This is a genomic window from [Clostridium] saccharolyticum WM1, assembly GCF_000144625.1.
Classification (GTDB): domain Bacteria; phylum Bacillota; class Clostridia; order Lachnospirales; family Lachnospiraceae; genus Lacrimispora; species Lacrimispora saccharolytica.
This window is the reverse complement of the sequence record NC_014376.1, coordinates 4,570,477-4,585,925: the sequence shown is the minus strand read 5'-3', so window position 1 is coordinate 4,585,925 and position 15,449 is coordinate 4,570,477. Positions and strand designations below refer to the sequence as shown.

Here is a 15,449-nt window from a genome sequence, read left to right as displayed (position 1 = left end):
TCCCTTTATGCCCATACCGGGCGGGAAAGAAAAAGGAGAAGGTATATGAAACAGGATTTGAATTATGATGTGGTTGTGATCGGCGGAGGACCGGCAGGAACATCAGCGGCCATTGCCAGCGCCAGAAACGGAGCCAGAACGCTTCTTGTGGAACAGAACGGATGTCTGGGAGGAATGCTGACCATGGCGGGCACTGGCCCCCAGATGACCTTTCATGCAGGCAGCACACAGGTTGTGCAGGGAATCGCTGAGGAAATCGTGGAGCGAATGGTGAACGAGGGATTTTCCCCTGGTCATATGGAGGATTTTGTAGGGTATGCCAGTTCCATAACACCCTTTGACGCGGAAGGAATGAAGCTGGTTCTGGAGACCATGGTCCGGGAATCGGGGGCTGATCTTTTGTATCACACCGTTTACACCGGCTGTGAACGGGAGGGGCGGAAAATCAGCAAAGTGCATCTGTATGGGAAACAGGGGTTCTTTGATGCAGCCGCATCGGTCTTTATTGACGCTTCGGCAGACGGGGATCTTGCAACTCACGCCGGAATTGAAAGCGTCTATGGAAGGGAAGAGGACCATCTTGCCCAGCCCATGACCATGAACCTTAAGGTGCGGAACGTAGATAGGGAAAGAGTCATGGAATATGTAAAAAGCCATTCGGATGATATGCTTTCTACCATTCCCTTTGACCGTCTGGAGCTGATTCCAAGAAGCGGAGTCCAGGGAGCGTATTCTATTATCAAAAAGGCCAGGGAAGCAGGGGAATTTCCCATTGACAGGGATATGGTGCTGTGCTTTGAAACCAATAATCTGGGAGAATATATCCTTAATATGTCCCGGATCGTGAAAAAAAGTGCGGTGGATTCCTTTGATCTGACCGAGGCGGAAATAGAGGGCAGAAGACAGGCTCATATCATTGTAAATTTCATGAAAAAATACATCCCGGGATTCGAACAGGCAGTGATTGTTTCCACAGGACCTCATATCGGAATCAGGGAAAGCCGCAAGATCAACGGCGCATATAAGCTGACGGCTGCGGACCTTCTTCAGAATAAGATGTTTGAGGATGCAATCGCCATGGGCGGCTATCCCATCGACATCCATTCACCCGACGGGGGGACCATGGAGCATCATTATTTAAAAAAGGGAAGCTGGTATTCCATTCCCTACCGCTGCTTATACACCAATGAGCTGGATAACTTACTGGTGACCGGGCGCTGCATGAGTGCAACTCACGAAGCCTGTGCGGCCGTTCGCGTAACTCCCATACTGATGGCCATCAGCCAAGGGGCCGGCACTGCGGCGGCTCTTGCAGCAGGCCAGGGGATCAGTGTGGCTGCCATTGATGTGGTTCAGCTCCGGGAAACCTTAAAGGCCGGCGGGGCGTTTCTTGAGCCTTATTGCTGAATCAGCCGTCTCATGCATGAAGCTTTAAACAAACAAAGGGGACTGTTGCACGGAATATGGTGCGACAGTCCCTTTTTTCTCTTATTTTGTGGAAGAATTGTAATTTGCAATGGCTGCATTCACTTTTTCAGCCAGGAAATCGATCGCCTGTTCCGGAGTATAAGTACCGTCATAGGTCTTTTCCATTGCTTCGTTAAAGAGCTTTCTGGACTCGGTAGCCACTCCTGATAATACGCCTGCGGTGTATCCGTTTACAGGAGTATCCTTAAGCTGGTTGATCGCAGTGGTAAAATTCGGATTCTGGGCAATGAAATCCTTCATGGCCGGAGTTTCATAAGCCTTGGGGTTAACTGCAAAATAGCCGGTGGACATGCTCCAGGTGGCCTGGGAATCCGGTGTGGTGGTAAATTCAATAAACTTCCAGGCAGCGTTCTTTTTTGCCTCATCCTTATTATCCATCATCCATAAGGAGGCGCCACCGATGATTACACCGCCGTCGGCAGCACTTGCATCAATCTTTGGAAGGTATCCGGTACCGATTTCAAAATCGCTGCTGGCCGTAGCATTTTTAAGGATTGCCGTGGATTCAATGATCATGGCAGTCTGACCAGAGAAGAATGCGGTCTGAGTATCTGCGGTGGTGCTTCCGTAGTTTGCCGCATATCCGGAATCCATGAGCTTTTTCCAGGTTTCAAAAATCTTTAATCCTGCTCCGTTGTTTAAGAAATCCACTTCCGTGGCAGGGGCTTTCCGCCCGTTTTCATTGTTTGCATAATATTTTCCCTGTCCGGCGATCTGCTGTTCAAAGAACCAGCCGTAAATGGCCTGGGCATAGCCTACCGGAGCAGCTTTGCTTTCCACAATTTTCTTGGAAAATTCCAAAACCTCATCAAATGTCTTGGGAGGAGTGTTGGGGTCTAAGCCTGCAGCCTTAAAAACGTCCTTGTTGTAGTACAGCATGGGGGTGGAGACGTTAAATGGCATGGACATTTGTTTTCCGTCTACCGTATAGTAGCTGGTGATGATGTTCATAACGGTGGAAGGATCAAAGTTTGTAGTGGCAAACATATCCTGCACCGGAATGGCATAACCGCTGTCGGTCATGAACTTTGTTCCGATGTCATACATCTGGCATACATCCGGCATGTTGCCGCTTTGCATGGCCGCTTTCAGTTTGGTGATTAAGTCATCATAGGTTCCCTGATATTCACTTTTCACTTCAATCTCATTCTGGGATTCGTTAAATGCCTTAACCAGAGCTTCGGTTGCTTCTCCGTTAACGCCTCCCATGGCATGCCATAAGGTGATGACTGTCTTTCCGCCTTCCGCAGGGGCCTTTGTGTCCGCTGCGGCTTTGGTGTCAGGGGCTTCTGTGGAGCCTGCCGCTGTGGTTTGCCCGGAAGTGGCAGCACCTCCTCCGCATGCTGCAAGAGTCATGGACATGACTGCAGCCATAATTGCCGCCAGCCATCTTTTTCTTCTTTTCATATAAATCCTCCTTTAATTATATAGATTTTATCTCTACACAGTCCCAATAGGCCTGCATAAAATACTTACCCTTTAACAGAACCTGAAGTGAGTCCGGAAATCAATTGCTTCTGTCCTAATACAAAAGCCAGGATGGAGGGGACCAGAATGATCATGGAGCCGGCCATGACCGGACGGAAGTCCGTGGATTCCGCACCCTGAAGCATGCCCAGACCGATCTGAACGGTTCTCATGTTTACGGAATCCGTTACAAGCAGGGGCCATAAATAGTGATTCCAGCTTTGAAGGAATATGTAGATGCCAAGTGCGCCCATAGACGGTTTTACAAGAGGCAGGGCGATGAAGCAGAAGAAACGGAAGTTGCTGCATCCGTCAATATCCGCAGCCTCTTTGATTTCCATGGGAAGCTGAAGGAATGCCTGTCTCATGTTAAACACCGCAAAGGCAGATGCAACATTTGGGAGGATCAGGGCGGTATAAGTATTCTTAAGCCCCAGGTCGCAGATGATTAAGTAGTTTGCTATGATGATTGCCTGACTTGGGATCATCATAGTAGCAAGCATAAGCAAAAACAGGGCGTTCCTGCCGCGGAATTTCATCATGGAAAAGGCATAGGCCGCCAAAGCTCCGGTGCCGATCTGCCCAAAAGTAACCGTACCGGATACGATCAAGGAGTTTTTGATAAAGGTAAAGAACGGGGCCAGCTGCAGGGCCTTTCTGTAATTATCCAAAATCAGCTGCCTTGGCCAGAAGCCGCCGGAAAATACTTCCTTCATGGTCATCATGCTGACGTTAAAGCAGTAGACAACAGGTGAGATGATGACGATTGCAAAAAGGATATTTAAGGTATAAAGCAAATATTTCACCAGTTTGTTTTTCATCAATAGGTCACCTTCTTTTCCAGTTTAAATTGAAGCAGAGTCAGAACCATCAGGATTATAAACAAAACGATGGATTCTGCGCAGGCCATGCCGAACCGGCTGTTGATAAAGGCTTCCTGATAGATTTGGTATACGATGACGTTGGTGCTTCCGGAAGGGCCGCCCTGGGTCATCATCTTAACCTGGGCGTAAGCCTGAAGGGCATTGATGACATTGATGATCAAAAGGAAAAACAGGGTAGGAGATATGCATGGAATGGTGATGTGCCTGTGCTTGGCATAAAATCCGGCTCCTTCAATGGCCGCGCATTCATATAAGTCCATGGGAACGCTTTGCAAGGCGGCGGTAAGAAATATAAAGTTTAACCCGATGTTCATCCATACGGTCACAAGGGTGACGGCACCAAGCGCATACCTAGGATCCGTCAGCCAGCCGATGTGGGTTCCAAGGACCTTGTTGATGATTCCCAGGCTGCTGTGGAAAATGAACATGAAAACAACGGAAGCAGCCGCGGCGGAAATGGCCATGGGCAGTGCATAAATGGTACGGAACAGGTTTTTTCCCTTAATTTCTTCATTGCTAATGATTGCCAGGATAAACCCTATGACAATGGAGCAGAACACGGTCATGACTGCATATTGAAAGGATACCAGAAGGCTGTTCTGGAAGGCCTGAGAGGTGAAGATGGATAAATAGTTCCCTAGGCCCACAAGGGAGGAAACCGCTCCAAGGGGAGTCGTCATGGCAAAACTGAGCCAAATGGTCTTCAGGAATGGCCAGAACAGGAATGCCGAGAAGAAAAACATGGCAGGCAATAAATACAGATAAGGCTCGATCACACGGAAAAACGGCTTCTTTTTCATGAAAAACTTATCCTCCTTTTCCTAAAAAGAAAAAGAGAACCGGCATTACATTCCGTCTTAGAGATAATGGCGGAAATGTAACGTCTGCTTTCTCTTTTTCTCTAGCAAATGTTTCATTGACGTTAGTTTATCATATTAATGGTCATAATGCAATATATTTCTGCGACAATCCGCTATAATTTTAGTTAATTTTTGATATATTATTAACAAGTGAGAAAATAAAGGAATCATTATCAATAAAAAAGAAATTAATCAATAAGTTAAAATATACTTAATGAACAACAAATCCCCGAAAAAGCGGTTTGCTCCAAAATAAAACCGGAAGATCCGCCGTTGTTCCGGCAGATGGCATCTGAACCATCATGGAAAGCTTAAGGAAACAAGAAAGGTTATTCACAAACGCCCTGAAATGGGTTATAATGGGTCTACTCAATGCAATATGAAATTTATGGAAGAAAGACGGGGAATGTTTATGAATGGTAAAAGAATCTTATCACTGGTGCTGACTGTAACGATGGCAGCAGGATTAAACTCCATGACGGCTATGGCAGCTGTCAGAAAGAAGATCACAACTGTGAACATAACCGTGACAGCCGATGTGGTTCCTGGCGGATCTGTTTCCGACCAGCAGGCGGAGGTGACGGTAAAAACCGGCAAGATCGATGTGGGAGAGTATGAATTTACCAACAGCGGATTTCAGTGGTATGAACAGGATGTACCCAGGATGGAAGTGAAGCTGTATGCTCAGGAAGGGTATTATTTTGCCGCTCCGGAATCAGGTTTCACCATTAATGGAGGAACTTATGTAAAGCAGGCAAAGGAAGATTTCAGCCAGACACTGACAGTGACCATTGACCTTCCCAGAGTGGGAGAGTCCTCCCAGGCCATAACAAGTGCGGAATGGGGATCTAAAACTCTGGCTATATGGAGTCCTTCCGCCGGGGCGGGGAGCTATGAAGTGAAGCTGTACCGTGACGGAAAGCATACAGGAGGGGTAAAGACCGCCACGGGGACCAGTCTGGATCTGTCAGAGTCCCTGGCAAAAGCGGGAACCTACACCTTTAAGGTGCGCCCGGTAAGCAGGCAGAATCCGGGAAATAAAGGCGACTGGGTAGAGTCTTCCGTCAACTATGTGGATGGGGCGGCTGCGGAGCAAAACCGTACTTCCTCCGGAAACAAAGGCGGTTGGAAGCAGGATGAAAACGGCTGGTGGTATGTGAACGCCGATGGAAGCTATCCGGCAGGTAACTGGCAGAATATTAACGGACAGTGGTATTTCTTCAATGAAAAGGGCTATATGGCCACCGGCTGGGTCCAGTGGAACGGGAAGCAGTTTTACTGTGATAGTACTGGCGGACATATGCTTACCAATACCACAACGCCAGATGGTTTTCGGGTGGGAGCTGACGGAGCAAAGCTTCCTTAAGGTTTAAAAGGAATTGGCGGGCTGCTTTTTGCAGCCCGCCTTTTTGACGGCACAGAAGGCCGCTGCCTTGGAAAAAAGCTTGTAGGATTAAGGATTCTATCATATAATAACAGGGCGGAGGCAGATGCAAATGGCAGAAAAATTTTATAAGCGGATACTGGCAGCAGCGGTTGTCCTCATCACCCTGTGCATGGCAGGGTGCGGACCGGCAGCGGTAAGATCCACCTCATTCCCAAAGGAACGTGAGAGATACGGGGCAGGTACGGATTTAAGAGTACATTTTATTGACGTGGGCCAGGGGGACAGCACTCTGATTGAAAAAGACGGACATTTTATGCTCATAGATGCAGGAGAAAGGGACCAGGGGGAAACGGTGGCTTCCTATTTGGAAAAGCAGGGAGTGAAGACCCTGGATTACGTGATCGGAACCCATCCCCATTCCGATCATATCGGCGGCATGGAGACCATCATCCGGAAGTTTGAAATCCAGAAGGTCTTTTTGCCGGAAAAGGAACATACCACCAAAGTTTATGAAGGCCTGTTGGATGCCATAGGGGAGAAACGGCTGAACGTCACCCTTCCAAAACCGGGTGATACTTATCCTCTGGGAGATGCGTCTTTCCAGATCATTGCTCCCGCCGGGGACTATGGAGATAATTTGAACAACTGGTCCGTTGGTATCCGTCTGGATTATGGAAATAACAGCTTTGTTCTATGCGGAGATGCGGAAAAGGAAGCGGAAGAGGATATGGCAGCCGGCGGCTTTTCTTTAAAGGCCGATGTGCTGAAACTATCCCATCATGGAAGTTCCACCTCGTCGTCTCCGGGCTTTCTGGACAGGGTCGATCCGGAGTTTGTGGTGATTTCCTGCGGAAAAAATAATGATTATGGGCATCCTCACAAGGAGATCCTGAATATGTTAAAGGAGAGGGGCATTAAGGCCTTGCGGACAGACCGGCTTGGTACCATTGTGGCGGTAAGCGACGGTACCAGGATCGCCTTTCCTGAAACCGGGGAATTCCCAGAAAAGGACAGAACTAAGGATACGCCAGACGCCCAGGGCTATGTTATAAATACCAATACCAAAAAGTTTCACCGGCCGGACTGTAAATCAGCGTCTTCCATAAAGGAAGAAAACCGGAAGACCTATCAGGGTTCCAGAGAGGAACTGATCAGGCAGGGGTATGAACCCTGCCAAAGCTGCAGCCCTTAGCCTGGCTGGGAAAGGAAAAGGAACGGTTATGAAGTATACCATAGACAGAATTGGAGAAACCATCGTTATCTGTGAGGATGAAAACGGAGACATGGTAAAGGTTCAGGCCTTGGAACTGCCGGAAGGAGTAAGGGAGGGGGATATCCTTACAAAGGCGGATGGGACTTGGACTCTTGAGAGGGAAGAGACGGAAAGGCGGAGGCAGAGGATTCGTAACAAGCTGAAAGGTCTGACAGAATAAAGGATGAAAGGGTGAAAAACAGAGAGCAGAATATGAAGGATTATATTGTACTGGATCTGGAATGGAACCAGAGTGCCGGAGGGAAGGATGAGGCTGTGGAGCACCTGCCCTTTGAAATCATTGAGATCGGAGCGGTAAAGCTCAATGAAGCAATGGAAGAGGTTGGAGAATTTAAGAGGCTGATCCGACCGCGGATCTATCCTGAGCTTCATGAAAAGATACTGGAAGTGACCCACATGGACGAAAAGACCCTGATCCAGGAAGGACGGAACTTTGAGGAAGCCGTAAAGGATTTTCTTACGTGGTGCGGGGAGGAAGCCGTGTTCTGCACCTGGGGATCCATGGACTTAACGGAGCTGCAGAGGAATATGGCTTATTATGGTATCTTAAATCCTTTTCCAAAGCCTTTTCTCTATTATGATGTGCAGAAACTTTACAGCCTGCTCTATGGGGACGGCAAGGATAGGCAGTCCCTTGACATAGCGGTTTTAGAGCAGCAGGTCATGGAAGACCGGCCTTTCCACCGGGCACTTGACGATGCCCATTACACCGGCCGCATACTGTATAAAATGGATTTTATGAAAGTCCGGGAATACTGGTCAACGGATTATTACCGTCTGCCGGAAAATAAGGATGAAGAGGTATATCTGGTTTTTCCAGGGTATTCCAAATACATTTCAAGGCCCTTTGAGACAAAGCAGGATGCCATAGGGGACAAAACCGTAACCGATCTGATCTGCTGCAAATGCAACCGGATGCTGAGAAAGAAGATCAGATGGTTTTCCGTGAACCAGAAGTTTTATACGGCCCTTGGCTGCTGCCCGGAACATGGGCACGTAAAAGGCAAGATCCGTATGAGGCGCTGCGATGACGGCCGTGTCTACGTGGTGAAGACCATGAGACTGGTGGGAGAGGAGGAAATCCCGGAGATTTACGAGAAAAAGGAAGAGACCAGAAAAAAACGGGTGGAAAAGACAAGGGTCCGGAAGATTAATAAAAAGAAGGGGGATTCCCCCCTTTCCTAAATCTCGCTTTCTTTCATTCGGTAACCGACTCCGATTTCCGTGAAAATATAGTTTGGCTCTGCCGGATTAATCTCTATCTTTCTGCGGATATGGGCCATATTGACCCGAAGGATCTGGTTGTTATTATCCGCGTAAGGTCCCCAGATATGGCTTATGATGTAGTCATAGGTCAGGACCTTGCCGGAATGAATGGCAAGAAGGGAGACCAGCTTGTATTCGATCTGGGTCAAATGAATTTTATGGCCCTCCAGTGTGACCAGACGCTTGGCGAAATCAATGACCAGACCGTCGCTCTTGTATGGCGTGGGGATGACAGAACCATCCACCGTACTGACCGTAGGCCTTCCATGGCGCAGGGCAGTGCGGATCCTGGCTAACAGCTCGCTGGTCCCAAAGGGCTTTGTAATATAATCATCGGCACCATAATCAAGAGCAGCCACCTTTTCATGCTCCTGGGTCCTGGCAGAGATAACAATAATGGGAATGGAAGTCCAGCTTCGGACACTTTTTATGATATCAATCCCGTCCAGGTCAGGAAGCCCAAGATCCAGTAGGATCACATCGGGGCAGAGGGAATTGATCAGGGCCAGCCCATCCCGGCCGTTATGGGCTGTATTCACTTTATAATCATGTCTTTCTAAAGCGCTTTCAATAAAGTTGCAGATATTCTTTTCGTCTTCAATCATGACTATTGTAAACTTATTCATAAGCATTCTCCCCTAATGGTAGTGTAAATGTAAAAACCGCGCCATGCTCCTCATTGGCTGCTTTGATGTTCCCGCCGTGAGCAGTGACAATGGCCTTACAGATAGAAAGCCCGATTCCCATTCCTTTATGGGAATCATAGCTGCTGTTAGGTGATGAGGTGAAGCCGTCAAATAAAGTATCCAGCCGTTCCGGGGAAATCCCCACGCCATGATCCCTCACTTCAAACCGGGCATACCCATCCTCCACGGAGATGGACAGGCGGATCGGTTCCGTTGAATTGGAATGATAGACAGCATTTTCCAGAAGATTGATGATCACCTGCTCGATCAATGTGGCATCCATGGGAACCATGACAAACTCATCCGGCACGGTTACACGTACAATGGAATCGGGAAGTCTTTTGCGAAACCGTTCTATGGATTCCGATGCCACCTCCTCCAATGGCTCCGGGCGTTTTAGAACGTGGGCACCGGTATCACGGATCCTGGTGACACTTAATAGGTTTTCCACCATATTTAAGAGCCAGTTGGCATCTTCCCGGATGTTGGTAACCAGGCTAGTTTTTTCTGACTCCGGCATATTGCCGAAGTTTTCCAGGTATGTGCTGCTGGCGCCGATAATTCCTGTGAGGGGCGTCCGCAGGTCATGGGAAATGGCTCGTAAAAGATTGGCTCTCAGGGCTTCCTTCTCTGCCTCCATCAACCGCTTTTCCCGTTCGTTCAGGATTCGGCTTTGTTCCTTCAGGTGAGTCGTAGTAGCGCTTGTAATAGTTGAAATGACCAGCAGTGCAATGAAGGTAACCGGATATCCTTCCATTGTAAAATTAAAAGCCATATATGGATAAGTAAACACAAAGTTTACACAGATCACGCTGATAAAGGAGGCAATGACTCCCGGTACGTAGCCGGTGGAATAGCGGGAGACCAATACCACTGCCATCATATAGATGATTCCTACATTATTCGTATACCCTCCCAGTATATGCATCATGTAGGAGAGAATGGTGGCCACCAGCAGGGAATGAAAGGTGATCAGAAAATTCCGAAGCAGGTCCCTTTTTGATAGTATTTGATGCATCTTCATATTTTGCCCCTTGGTATCTAGCGGAATTTGAAACGGCCGCCCCGCCGTCCTTTCCGCTTTGATGAATAGGAACTGCGCCTTTGTTCCATGATGCTGTTGAACTCATCGGCTGAAACACCGGAGTCCTGAAGTCGTTTCATGCGCTGTTCCCGCCTGATAAGAAAATCCTGTTCCTCCTTATGCTTCCGGTATAGAAAGAAGGCGACAGCCCCGCCGATGACTGCGGCGGCTCCCACACTTCCTAATATGAGCCATGCTGCCAATGGGATTTCAAAAGGCCGCAAAGCCTTTTCCCTGTAATCTTCTGCTTCTTTTTCCAGACTCTTTCTGGAAGGTGTTGTGGAAGTCTGGGCAGCAGACGGATCCGGAGCATCTCCGGATGCAGAGTAGGTTTCAGCCTGCAGATTGGTGGCTGTTTTTGTCTCCTGTGCCTTATTCTGGAATAAAGCATCATTTACCTCCAGGAAGGTACAGCCAACCACACGGTCGTTGTAACGGTAATTGATTTTAGCAATGGCATTTTCCGGGTCCCCGGATGAAATATCATAGCTGAGCTCCGGCTTTGCATCAGAAAAGCTTGCTGTTTTTGGCAGGATGATCCGGCTGTCCGGGTCAAGAATCAGGGCCTCCGGCTTCGTGATGGTCAATCCGCTGAAGCTTAAGTCGCTGGTAATGGAGCTGTAGGTTTTTTCATGATCTGCCGCCTTTAAGGACACAAAATTATCAAAACCGAAATTTAGAAGATTTTTAGTATCAGACCAATACTGGGGAGTTGATCCTTTTAAGATAATGGTGATCAGCTTTAACCCATTTCTTTCCGCGCAGGTGACCAAAGTATTGCCGGCCAGGGTGGTGTAGCCTGTTTTTCCGCCGACAATGCCCGGATAGTAGTAAGGGGTGCTTTTCCGCATCATCTTATGACCGGGATAGATGGTAAGCCCTTCCTTATTAATGGAGTTAGGCGGAAGTTTATAGTAGGTTGTAGAGTCGATTTCTCCAAATACCGGATTGTTAAATGCTGCCCTTGCTATGAGAGCCATGTCGTAAGGGGAAGTATAATGCTCCGGGTTATTTAAGCCGCTCGGATTGGAAAAATGGGTGTTTGTACATCCAAGCTCCTTTGCCCGGGTGTTCATCATATCGGCAAAGGCTTCGGTGCTTCCTGCCACATGCTCTGCAAGAGCGTTGGCCGATTCATTGGCTGATTTTAACAACAGGGCGTAGAGACAGTCTTTCACAGACAGCTTGTCCCCTTCATTGATTCCTGCGTTGCTGCTTCCTGACTCTACATTGTAAACGGCGTTATGGGAAAAAGTTACAGTTTCGTCCAGACTGCAGTTTTCTATGACCAGAAGTGCGGTCATGACCTTGGTTATGCTGGCGGGAAAATATTGGTTGTGTATATTCTGTCCCCACAGAACCGTACCGGTGTCCGCATCCATCAGAATAGCCCCCTGGGCCTGGACCGATATACCGGAAGGCCAGTCTTCAGCCGCCAGAGAAGTCTCTGTATTAGAGGAGACAAGAAAAAGCAGGCACAGAAAAAATATAGAAAACTTCTTTATAATTTGAGTCATATTGAGCAATCTCTCCATAATCGTTGGTTGGGTTTCAGACAATACTTCAACCTACAGTATAGGTTATTTGCCTTGACAAGTAAAGATTATTTGCTGTTTTTTCTGTATTTGCATGCCAAGGAAACCAGTGGATATGCCTGTATATCCGGTGGGTTTACATGCTTCCGGTTTGGGACTGTTTCCTTCCGGCCCTGCTCATAAGAAAGAGGCAGGCGGCGAAGATCATAAGGATGGAGAAAAGGTAGATGGAGCCGATGAGGAAAACTGTGTCCCTAAAAAAGCCTTCCGGTACGATGTTAATCAGCATATCCGTGGAAGGATCCAGCATCCATAAGTCATTTTTAAAAAAGATATGATGAAACAGGATAAAATACCTGGTGAAATCCGTAGAAATAATGATTGCTAAGACAGCAGACAGGAAAAAAAAGATTCCGGTTCCCGCACATACGGCCCTGGGAAATGTTCTCTTAAAGCTGGTTTTTAATAGAAGAAGGATCATGAGACATAAAGCCATGACCATGAGGCAGCCTCTCCGTATAGAAAGGGCACCTAAAAACAATCCCCGGACATCCTCCATATGAGCGATTTCCCTGGCATTAAAAAATTCCCGTTCTACGCCTCCCATGGTGGTTTCCACGTGAAGATCATCTCTCTTGCCCCGCAGATAGGACATCATTTCCCCGGTAACGTTAAGAAGATCCTCCATTGTCATGGAGACGGATTCGGTTACATTGTATTTGGCATATTCTTTTTCAAAGTATCCCGGCACCCAGTATACGGCGGCCTCCACGGAGGTAAATAACAGCACGGTCATGAGACAGAGGGAAAAAATGATTCCGGCAGTATATTGAAGAAAACGGTTCATTGGTGTCCTCCTTGAGGAATTTAGTTTTTTGTTGCTGTAGGCAGATTCCAGCAAAAGCGGGTCGCCAGAAGGCGGATCAGTATCACGGAACAGGCACCGATCACCATGGCGATATTGCCGTTCATGCAGTTCATAAGCTTTGCATAAAGGATAGCGCCTGCAATGGAAGCGCAGGCATAAATGTGTTTTCTAAGGACATAGGGAGTTTGTCCGGCCATAATGTCACGCAGTATGCCGCCTCCGACTCCGGTGATAACGCCTAAAAAGATAATGAGGAAATCATAATCCCCATAACCGGACAGAACTGCTGTATCAATCCCTACAACAGTAAAGGCACCAAGGCCGATGGCATCAAATATGTTCATGACCTTTTCATAGGTTTCTATGGAACGTCCTGCCAGGATCTCCTGATTCATCCTTACGATGATAAATAGAAGCATAACCGTTATAAAGGCCAGCAATACATAGACCGGGTCTTTAAAAAGGGCAGGGGGCACATTTCCTATTATAATATCCCTTAACATACCCCCTCCCACGGCAGTGGTGACACCAAGTACAATTACTCCAAGAAGATCCAGCCGTTTTTTAATGGCAACCATAGCTCCGGAAGAGGCAAAAGCAATGGTTCCAATGGCTTCTACAAAGAAAAACAGGGAAAGATCTATTTTCATGAAAACCTCCGATGTATTCCTCAAAAGGAAATTAAGGCAAGTATAAGATTTGGAGGGGAATTTGTCAATATATCCCGATGGCATAAAAGACAGGGCGGACAGTATGCTTAAAAATTACTTGCATTTTTAAAAAAAATTATATATTATATTGAAAAGTTCAAATGTGAATTTTTGGATCATTCAATAAGAACCGAAAGGGGTTGACGCAGGCATAGGGAGCCAATGGGAGGAAAGCAGTGAAACTTGACGACCTGATTTAAGAAAGAGGTGTGCATGATGAACCAGAAAGAATTTTTTAGAAATGTGGACGAGTGGTCCGATATCTGTTTAAATGACGAAAGGATCGACCTGGAAGCCTATGACAGATATGAAGTAAAGCGGGGACTCAGGGACAAAAGCGGAAGCGGCGTTGTGGCAGGCTTGACCAAGGTGTCGAAAATTCTGTCAAACAAGATCGTAGACGGAGAAAAGGTACCATGTGAAGGCCAGCTGTTTTACCGGGGATATAACATTCATGATCTGGTAAACGGTGTTGTGAGAGAATCACGTTTCGGTTTCGAGGAAATCGCCTATCTCCTTCTTTTCGGAGATCTGCCGGACAAGGATCAGCTGGAACGCTTTACCCGGACCCTGGGCTACAGCCGGACTCTGCCCACTAATTTTGTCAGAGATGTGGTCATGAAAGCACCCAGCCAGGATATGATGTCCTGCCTTGCCAGAAGCATCCTGACTCTGGCCTCTTACGATGATAAGGCCAGCGACATATCCGTACCGAATGTGCTCCGCCAAAGCTTGATGCTGATCAGTGTGATGCCCATGCTGGCAGTTTATGGATACCACTCATTCAACCACTATGAAAGAGGGGAAAGCATGTACATCCACAGGCCGGATGAGAAGCTGTCTACGGCGGAGAATATCTTAAGGCTTCTAAGGCCGGATATGAAGTATTCCAAAGTGGAAGCCCATGTTCTTGATCTGGCCCTCATCCTTCATATGGAGCATGGCGGCGGTAACAACTCTACCTTTACGACCCATGTGGTCACCTCTTCCGGTACTGACACATACAGCGTGGTTGCAGCTGCCCTTGCTTCTTTAAAAGGCCCTAAGCATGGCGGTGCCAACATCAAGGTGGTGGAAATGATGGAAGACTTACGAAAGGAGGTCCGGGACTGGAAAAATGAGGAGGAAGTGGAGAATTATTTAAGAAAGCTTCTCCATAAGGAAGCATTTGATAAAAAAGGCCTTATTTACGGTATGGGACATGCGGTTTATTCCAAATCCGATCCCCGTGCGGAAATATTCAAAGGTTTTGTGAAGCAGTTATCAGAGGAAAAAGGACGCCTGGAGGATTTTAACCTCTATTCCATGATCGAACGTCTTGCCCCCCAGGTGATTGCAGATGAGAGAAAGATCTACAAAGGCGTAAGCGCCAACGTGGACTTTTACAGTGGTTTTGTGTACAGCATGCTGGACATTCCCAATGAATTGTTCACCCCCATCTTTGCCATTGCAAGAATCGTAGGCTGGAGTGCCCACCGGATTGAAGAGCTGATCAACATGGATAAAATCATCCGTCCGGCTTACATCAGTGTAATGCAGGAAGAGGAATATAAGTCCCTGGGAGACAGGTAGGAAGCAGAATCACATACTAACCGGAGCCGGAATCAGAGAAGCGTTCCCTAAGGAAACCGGAGTAAATACAAAAATCAATATCATAAGTTTTCAGAAAGGCGGTGCTTCATATGGAAGGAAAAGGATTGCTCACAAGGTTTGTATCCGGCGGAGGCTGAGCGGCAAAATTAGGGCCGGGAGCTCTTTCAAATATCATTGGCGGTTTACCGAAGCTATCCGATCCGGCATTGATCGTTGGCTTTGATACTGCGGATGATGCCTGCGTTTATCAGATCAGTGAGGAAATGGCGATTATACAGACGGCGGATTTTTTTCCGCCCATGGTGGATGATCCTTATTTAATTTGAAGATATGCAGGCAGGACTCTGG

14 protein-coding genes are annotated in these 15,449 nt (G+C 47.4%); 6 read left to right on the top strand and 8 right to left on the bottom strand.

Annotated features, from left to right (window positions below):
* The first annotated feature begins 45 nt into the window (after nucleotides 1-45).
* Entirely contained in the window at nucleotides 46-1,407 is a 1,362-nt protein-coding gene (locus CLOSA_RS21260) for an FAD-dependent oxidoreductase (protein WP_013274791.1), read from the top strand.
* An 81-nt stretch (nucleotides 1,408-1,488) separates the two neighbouring features.
* Here CLOSA_RS21260 and CLOSA_RS21255 read toward each other — a convergent pair whose 3' ends face one another.
* The 3 genes from CLOSA_RS21255 to CLOSA_RS21245 form a co-directional block, all read right to left on the bottom strand.
* Nucleotides 1,489-2,895: an ABC transporter substrate-binding protein gene (locus CLOSA_RS21255; protein ID WP_013274790.1), complete on the bottom strand. Its 1,407-nt coding sequence runs from the start codon at nucleotides 2,893-2,895 to the stop codon at nucleotides 1,489-1,491.
* Between the two features lie 65 nt (nucleotides 2,896-2,960).
* Nucleotides 2,961-3,776 carry a carbohydrate ABC transporter permease gene (locus tag CLOSA_RS21250; protein ID WP_013274789.1) on the bottom strand — a complete coding sequence of 272 codons (816 nt, stop codon included), beginning with the start codon at nucleotides 3,774-3,776 and terminating at the stop codon, nucleotides 2,961-2,963.
* Complete coding sequence (locus CLOSA_RS21245) at nucleotides 3,776-4,639, bottom strand: carbohydrate ABC transporter permease (RefSeq protein WP_013274788.1); 864 nt, start codon at nucleotides 4,637-4,639, stop codon at nucleotides 3,776-3,778. Before CLOSA_RS21245 ends, CLOSA_RS21250 begins: the two co-directional genes overlap by 1 nt.
* A 472-nt stretch (nucleotides 4,640-5,111) precedes the next feature.
* Here CLOSA_RS21245 and CLOSA_RS21240 point away from each other — a divergent pair, with 472 nt between their 5' ends.
* The 4 genes from CLOSA_RS21240 (at nucleotide 5,112) to CLOSA_RS21225 (ending at nucleotide 8,544) form a co-directional block, all read left to right on the top strand.
* Entirely contained in the window at nucleotides 5,112-6,065 is a 954-nt protein-coding gene (locus tag CLOSA_RS21240) for a cell wall-binding protein (RefSeq protein ID WP_013274787.1), read from the top strand.
* 130 nt (nucleotides 6,066-6,195) lie between these two features.
* Entirely contained in the window at nucleotides 6,196-7,278 is a 1,083-nt protein-coding gene (locus CLOSA_RS21235; protein WP_013274786.1) for a ComEC/Rec2 family competence protein, read from the top strand.
* Between the two features lie 28 nt (nucleotides 7,279-7,306).
* Nucleotides 7,307-7,519: a DUF3006 domain-containing protein gene (locus CLOSA_RS21230; RefSeq protein ID WP_041709559.1), complete on the top strand. Its 213-nt coding sequence runs from the start codon at nucleotides 7,307-7,309 to the stop codon at nucleotides 7,517-7,519.
* Between the two features lie 32 nt (nucleotides 7,520-7,551).
* Entirely contained in the window at nucleotides 7,552-8,544 is a 993-nt protein-coding gene (locus tag CLOSA_RS21225) for a 3'-5' exonuclease (RefSeq protein ID WP_013274784.1), read from the top strand.
* Here CLOSA_RS21225 and CLOSA_RS21220 read toward each other — a convergent pair.
* The 5 genes from CLOSA_RS21220 to CLOSA_RS21200 all read right to left on the bottom strand — a co-directional run bounded on the left by CLOSA_RS21220 (nucleotide 8,541) and on the right by CLOSA_RS21200 (nucleotide 13,448).
* A complete protein-coding gene (locus CLOSA_RS21220; RefSeq protein ID WP_013274783.1) occupies nucleotides 8,541-9,251 on the bottom strand; it encodes a response regulator in 711 nt (236 codons plus the stop codon). The genes CLOSA_RS21225 and CLOSA_RS21220 overlap by 4 nt on opposite strands.
* The gene (locus tag CLOSA_RS21215) at nucleotides 9,244-10,335 is read right to left on the bottom strand and encodes a sensor histidine kinase (protein ID WP_013274782.1); all 1,092 of its coding nucleotides are present in this window, start codon (nucleotides 10,333-10,335) and stop codon (nucleotides 9,244-9,246) included. Before CLOSA_RS21215 ends, CLOSA_RS21220 begins: the two co-directional genes overlap by 8 nt.
* Before the next feature lie 17 nt (nucleotides 10,336-10,352).
* Nucleotides 10,353-11,912: a D-alanyl-D-alanine carboxypeptidase family protein gene (locus CLOSA_RS21210; RefSeq protein WP_013274781.1), complete on the bottom strand. Its 1,560-nt coding sequence runs from the start codon at nucleotides 11,910-11,912 to the stop codon at nucleotides 10,353-10,355.
* 154 nt (nucleotides 11,913-12,066) lie between these two features.
* Nucleotides 12,067-12,777 carry a TIGR01906 family membrane protein gene (locus tag CLOSA_RS21205; protein ID WP_013274780.1) on the bottom strand — a complete coding sequence of 237 codons (711 nt, stop codon included), beginning with the start codon at nucleotides 12,775-12,777 and terminating at the stop codon, nucleotides 12,067-12,069.
* Between the two features lie 20 nt (nucleotides 12,778-12,797).
* A complete protein-coding gene (locus CLOSA_RS21200; protein ID WP_013274779.1) occupies nucleotides 12,798-13,448 on the bottom strand; it encodes a trimeric intracellular cation channel family protein in 651 nt (216 codons plus the stop codon).
* A 273-nt stretch (nucleotides 13,449-13,721) separates the two neighbouring features.
* Here CLOSA_RS21200 and CLOSA_RS21195 point away from each other — a divergent pair, with 273 nt between their 5' ends.
* Nucleotides 13,722-15,080 carry a citrate/2-methylcitrate synthase gene (locus CLOSA_RS21195; RefSeq protein ID WP_041708736.1) on the top strand — a complete coding sequence of 453 codons (1,359 nt, stop codon included), beginning with the start codon at nucleotides 13,722-13,724 and terminating at the stop codon, nucleotides 15,078-15,080.
* Nucleotides 15,081-15,449: the final 369 nt, after the last annotated feature.

Excerpts from the sequence above, each read along its gene's own strand:
- CLOSA_RS21260 (WP_013274791.1), top strand. The coding sequence starts at position 46 with ATGAAACAGGATTTGAATTATGATGTGGTTGTGATCGGCGGAGGACCG.
- CLOSA_RS21255 (WP_013274790.1), bottom strand. The coding sequence starts at position 2,895 with ATGAAAAGAAGAAAAAGATGGCTGGCGGCAATTATGGCTGCAGTCATG.
- CLOSA_RS21250 (WP_013274789.1), bottom strand. The coding sequence starts at position 3,776 with ATGAAAAACAAACTGGTGAAATATTTGCTTTATACCTTAAATATCCTT.
- CLOSA_RS21245 (WP_013274788.1), bottom strand. The coding sequence starts at position 4,639 with ATGAAAAAGAAGCCGTTTTTCCGTGTGATCGAGCCTTATCTGTATTTA.
- CLOSA_RS21240 (WP_013274787.1), top strand. The coding sequence starts at position 5,112 with ATGAATGGTAAAAGAATCTTATCACTGGTGCTGACTGTAACGATGGCA.
- CLOSA_RS21235 (WP_013274786.1), top strand. The coding sequence starts at position 6,196 with ATGGCAGAAAAATTTTATAAGCGGATACTGGCAGCAGCGGTTGTCCTC.
- CLOSA_RS21230 (WP_041709559.1), top strand. The coding sequence starts at position 7,307 with ATGAAGTATACCATAGACAGAATTGGAGAAACCATCGTTATCTGTGAG.
- CLOSA_RS21225 (WP_013274784.1), top strand. The coding sequence starts at position 7,552 with ATGAAGGATTATATTGTACTGGATCTGGAATGGAACCAGAGTGCCGGA.
- CLOSA_RS21220 (WP_013274783.1), bottom strand. The coding sequence starts at position 9,251 with ATGAATAAGTTTACAATAGTCATGATTGAAGACGAAAAGAATATCTGC.
- CLOSA_RS21215 (WP_013274782.1), bottom strand. The coding sequence starts at position 10,335 with ATGAAGATGCATCAAATACTATCAAAAAGGGACCTGCTTCGGAATTTT.
- CLOSA_RS21210 (WP_013274781.1), bottom strand. The coding sequence starts at position 11,912 with ATGACTCAAATTATAAAGAAGTTTTCTATATTTTTTCTGTGCCTGCTT.
- CLOSA_RS21205 (WP_013274780.1), bottom strand. The coding sequence starts at position 12,777 with ATGAACCGTTTTCTTCAATATACTGCCGGAATCATTTTTTCCCTCTGT.
- CLOSA_RS21200 (WP_013274779.1), bottom strand. The coding sequence starts at position 13,448 with ATGAAAATAGATCTTTCCCTGTTTTTCTTTGTAGAAGCCATTGGAACC.
- CLOSA_RS21195 (WP_041708736.1), top strand. The coding sequence starts at position 13,722 with ATGATGAACCAGAAAGAATTTTTTAGAAATGTGGACGAGTGGTCCGAT.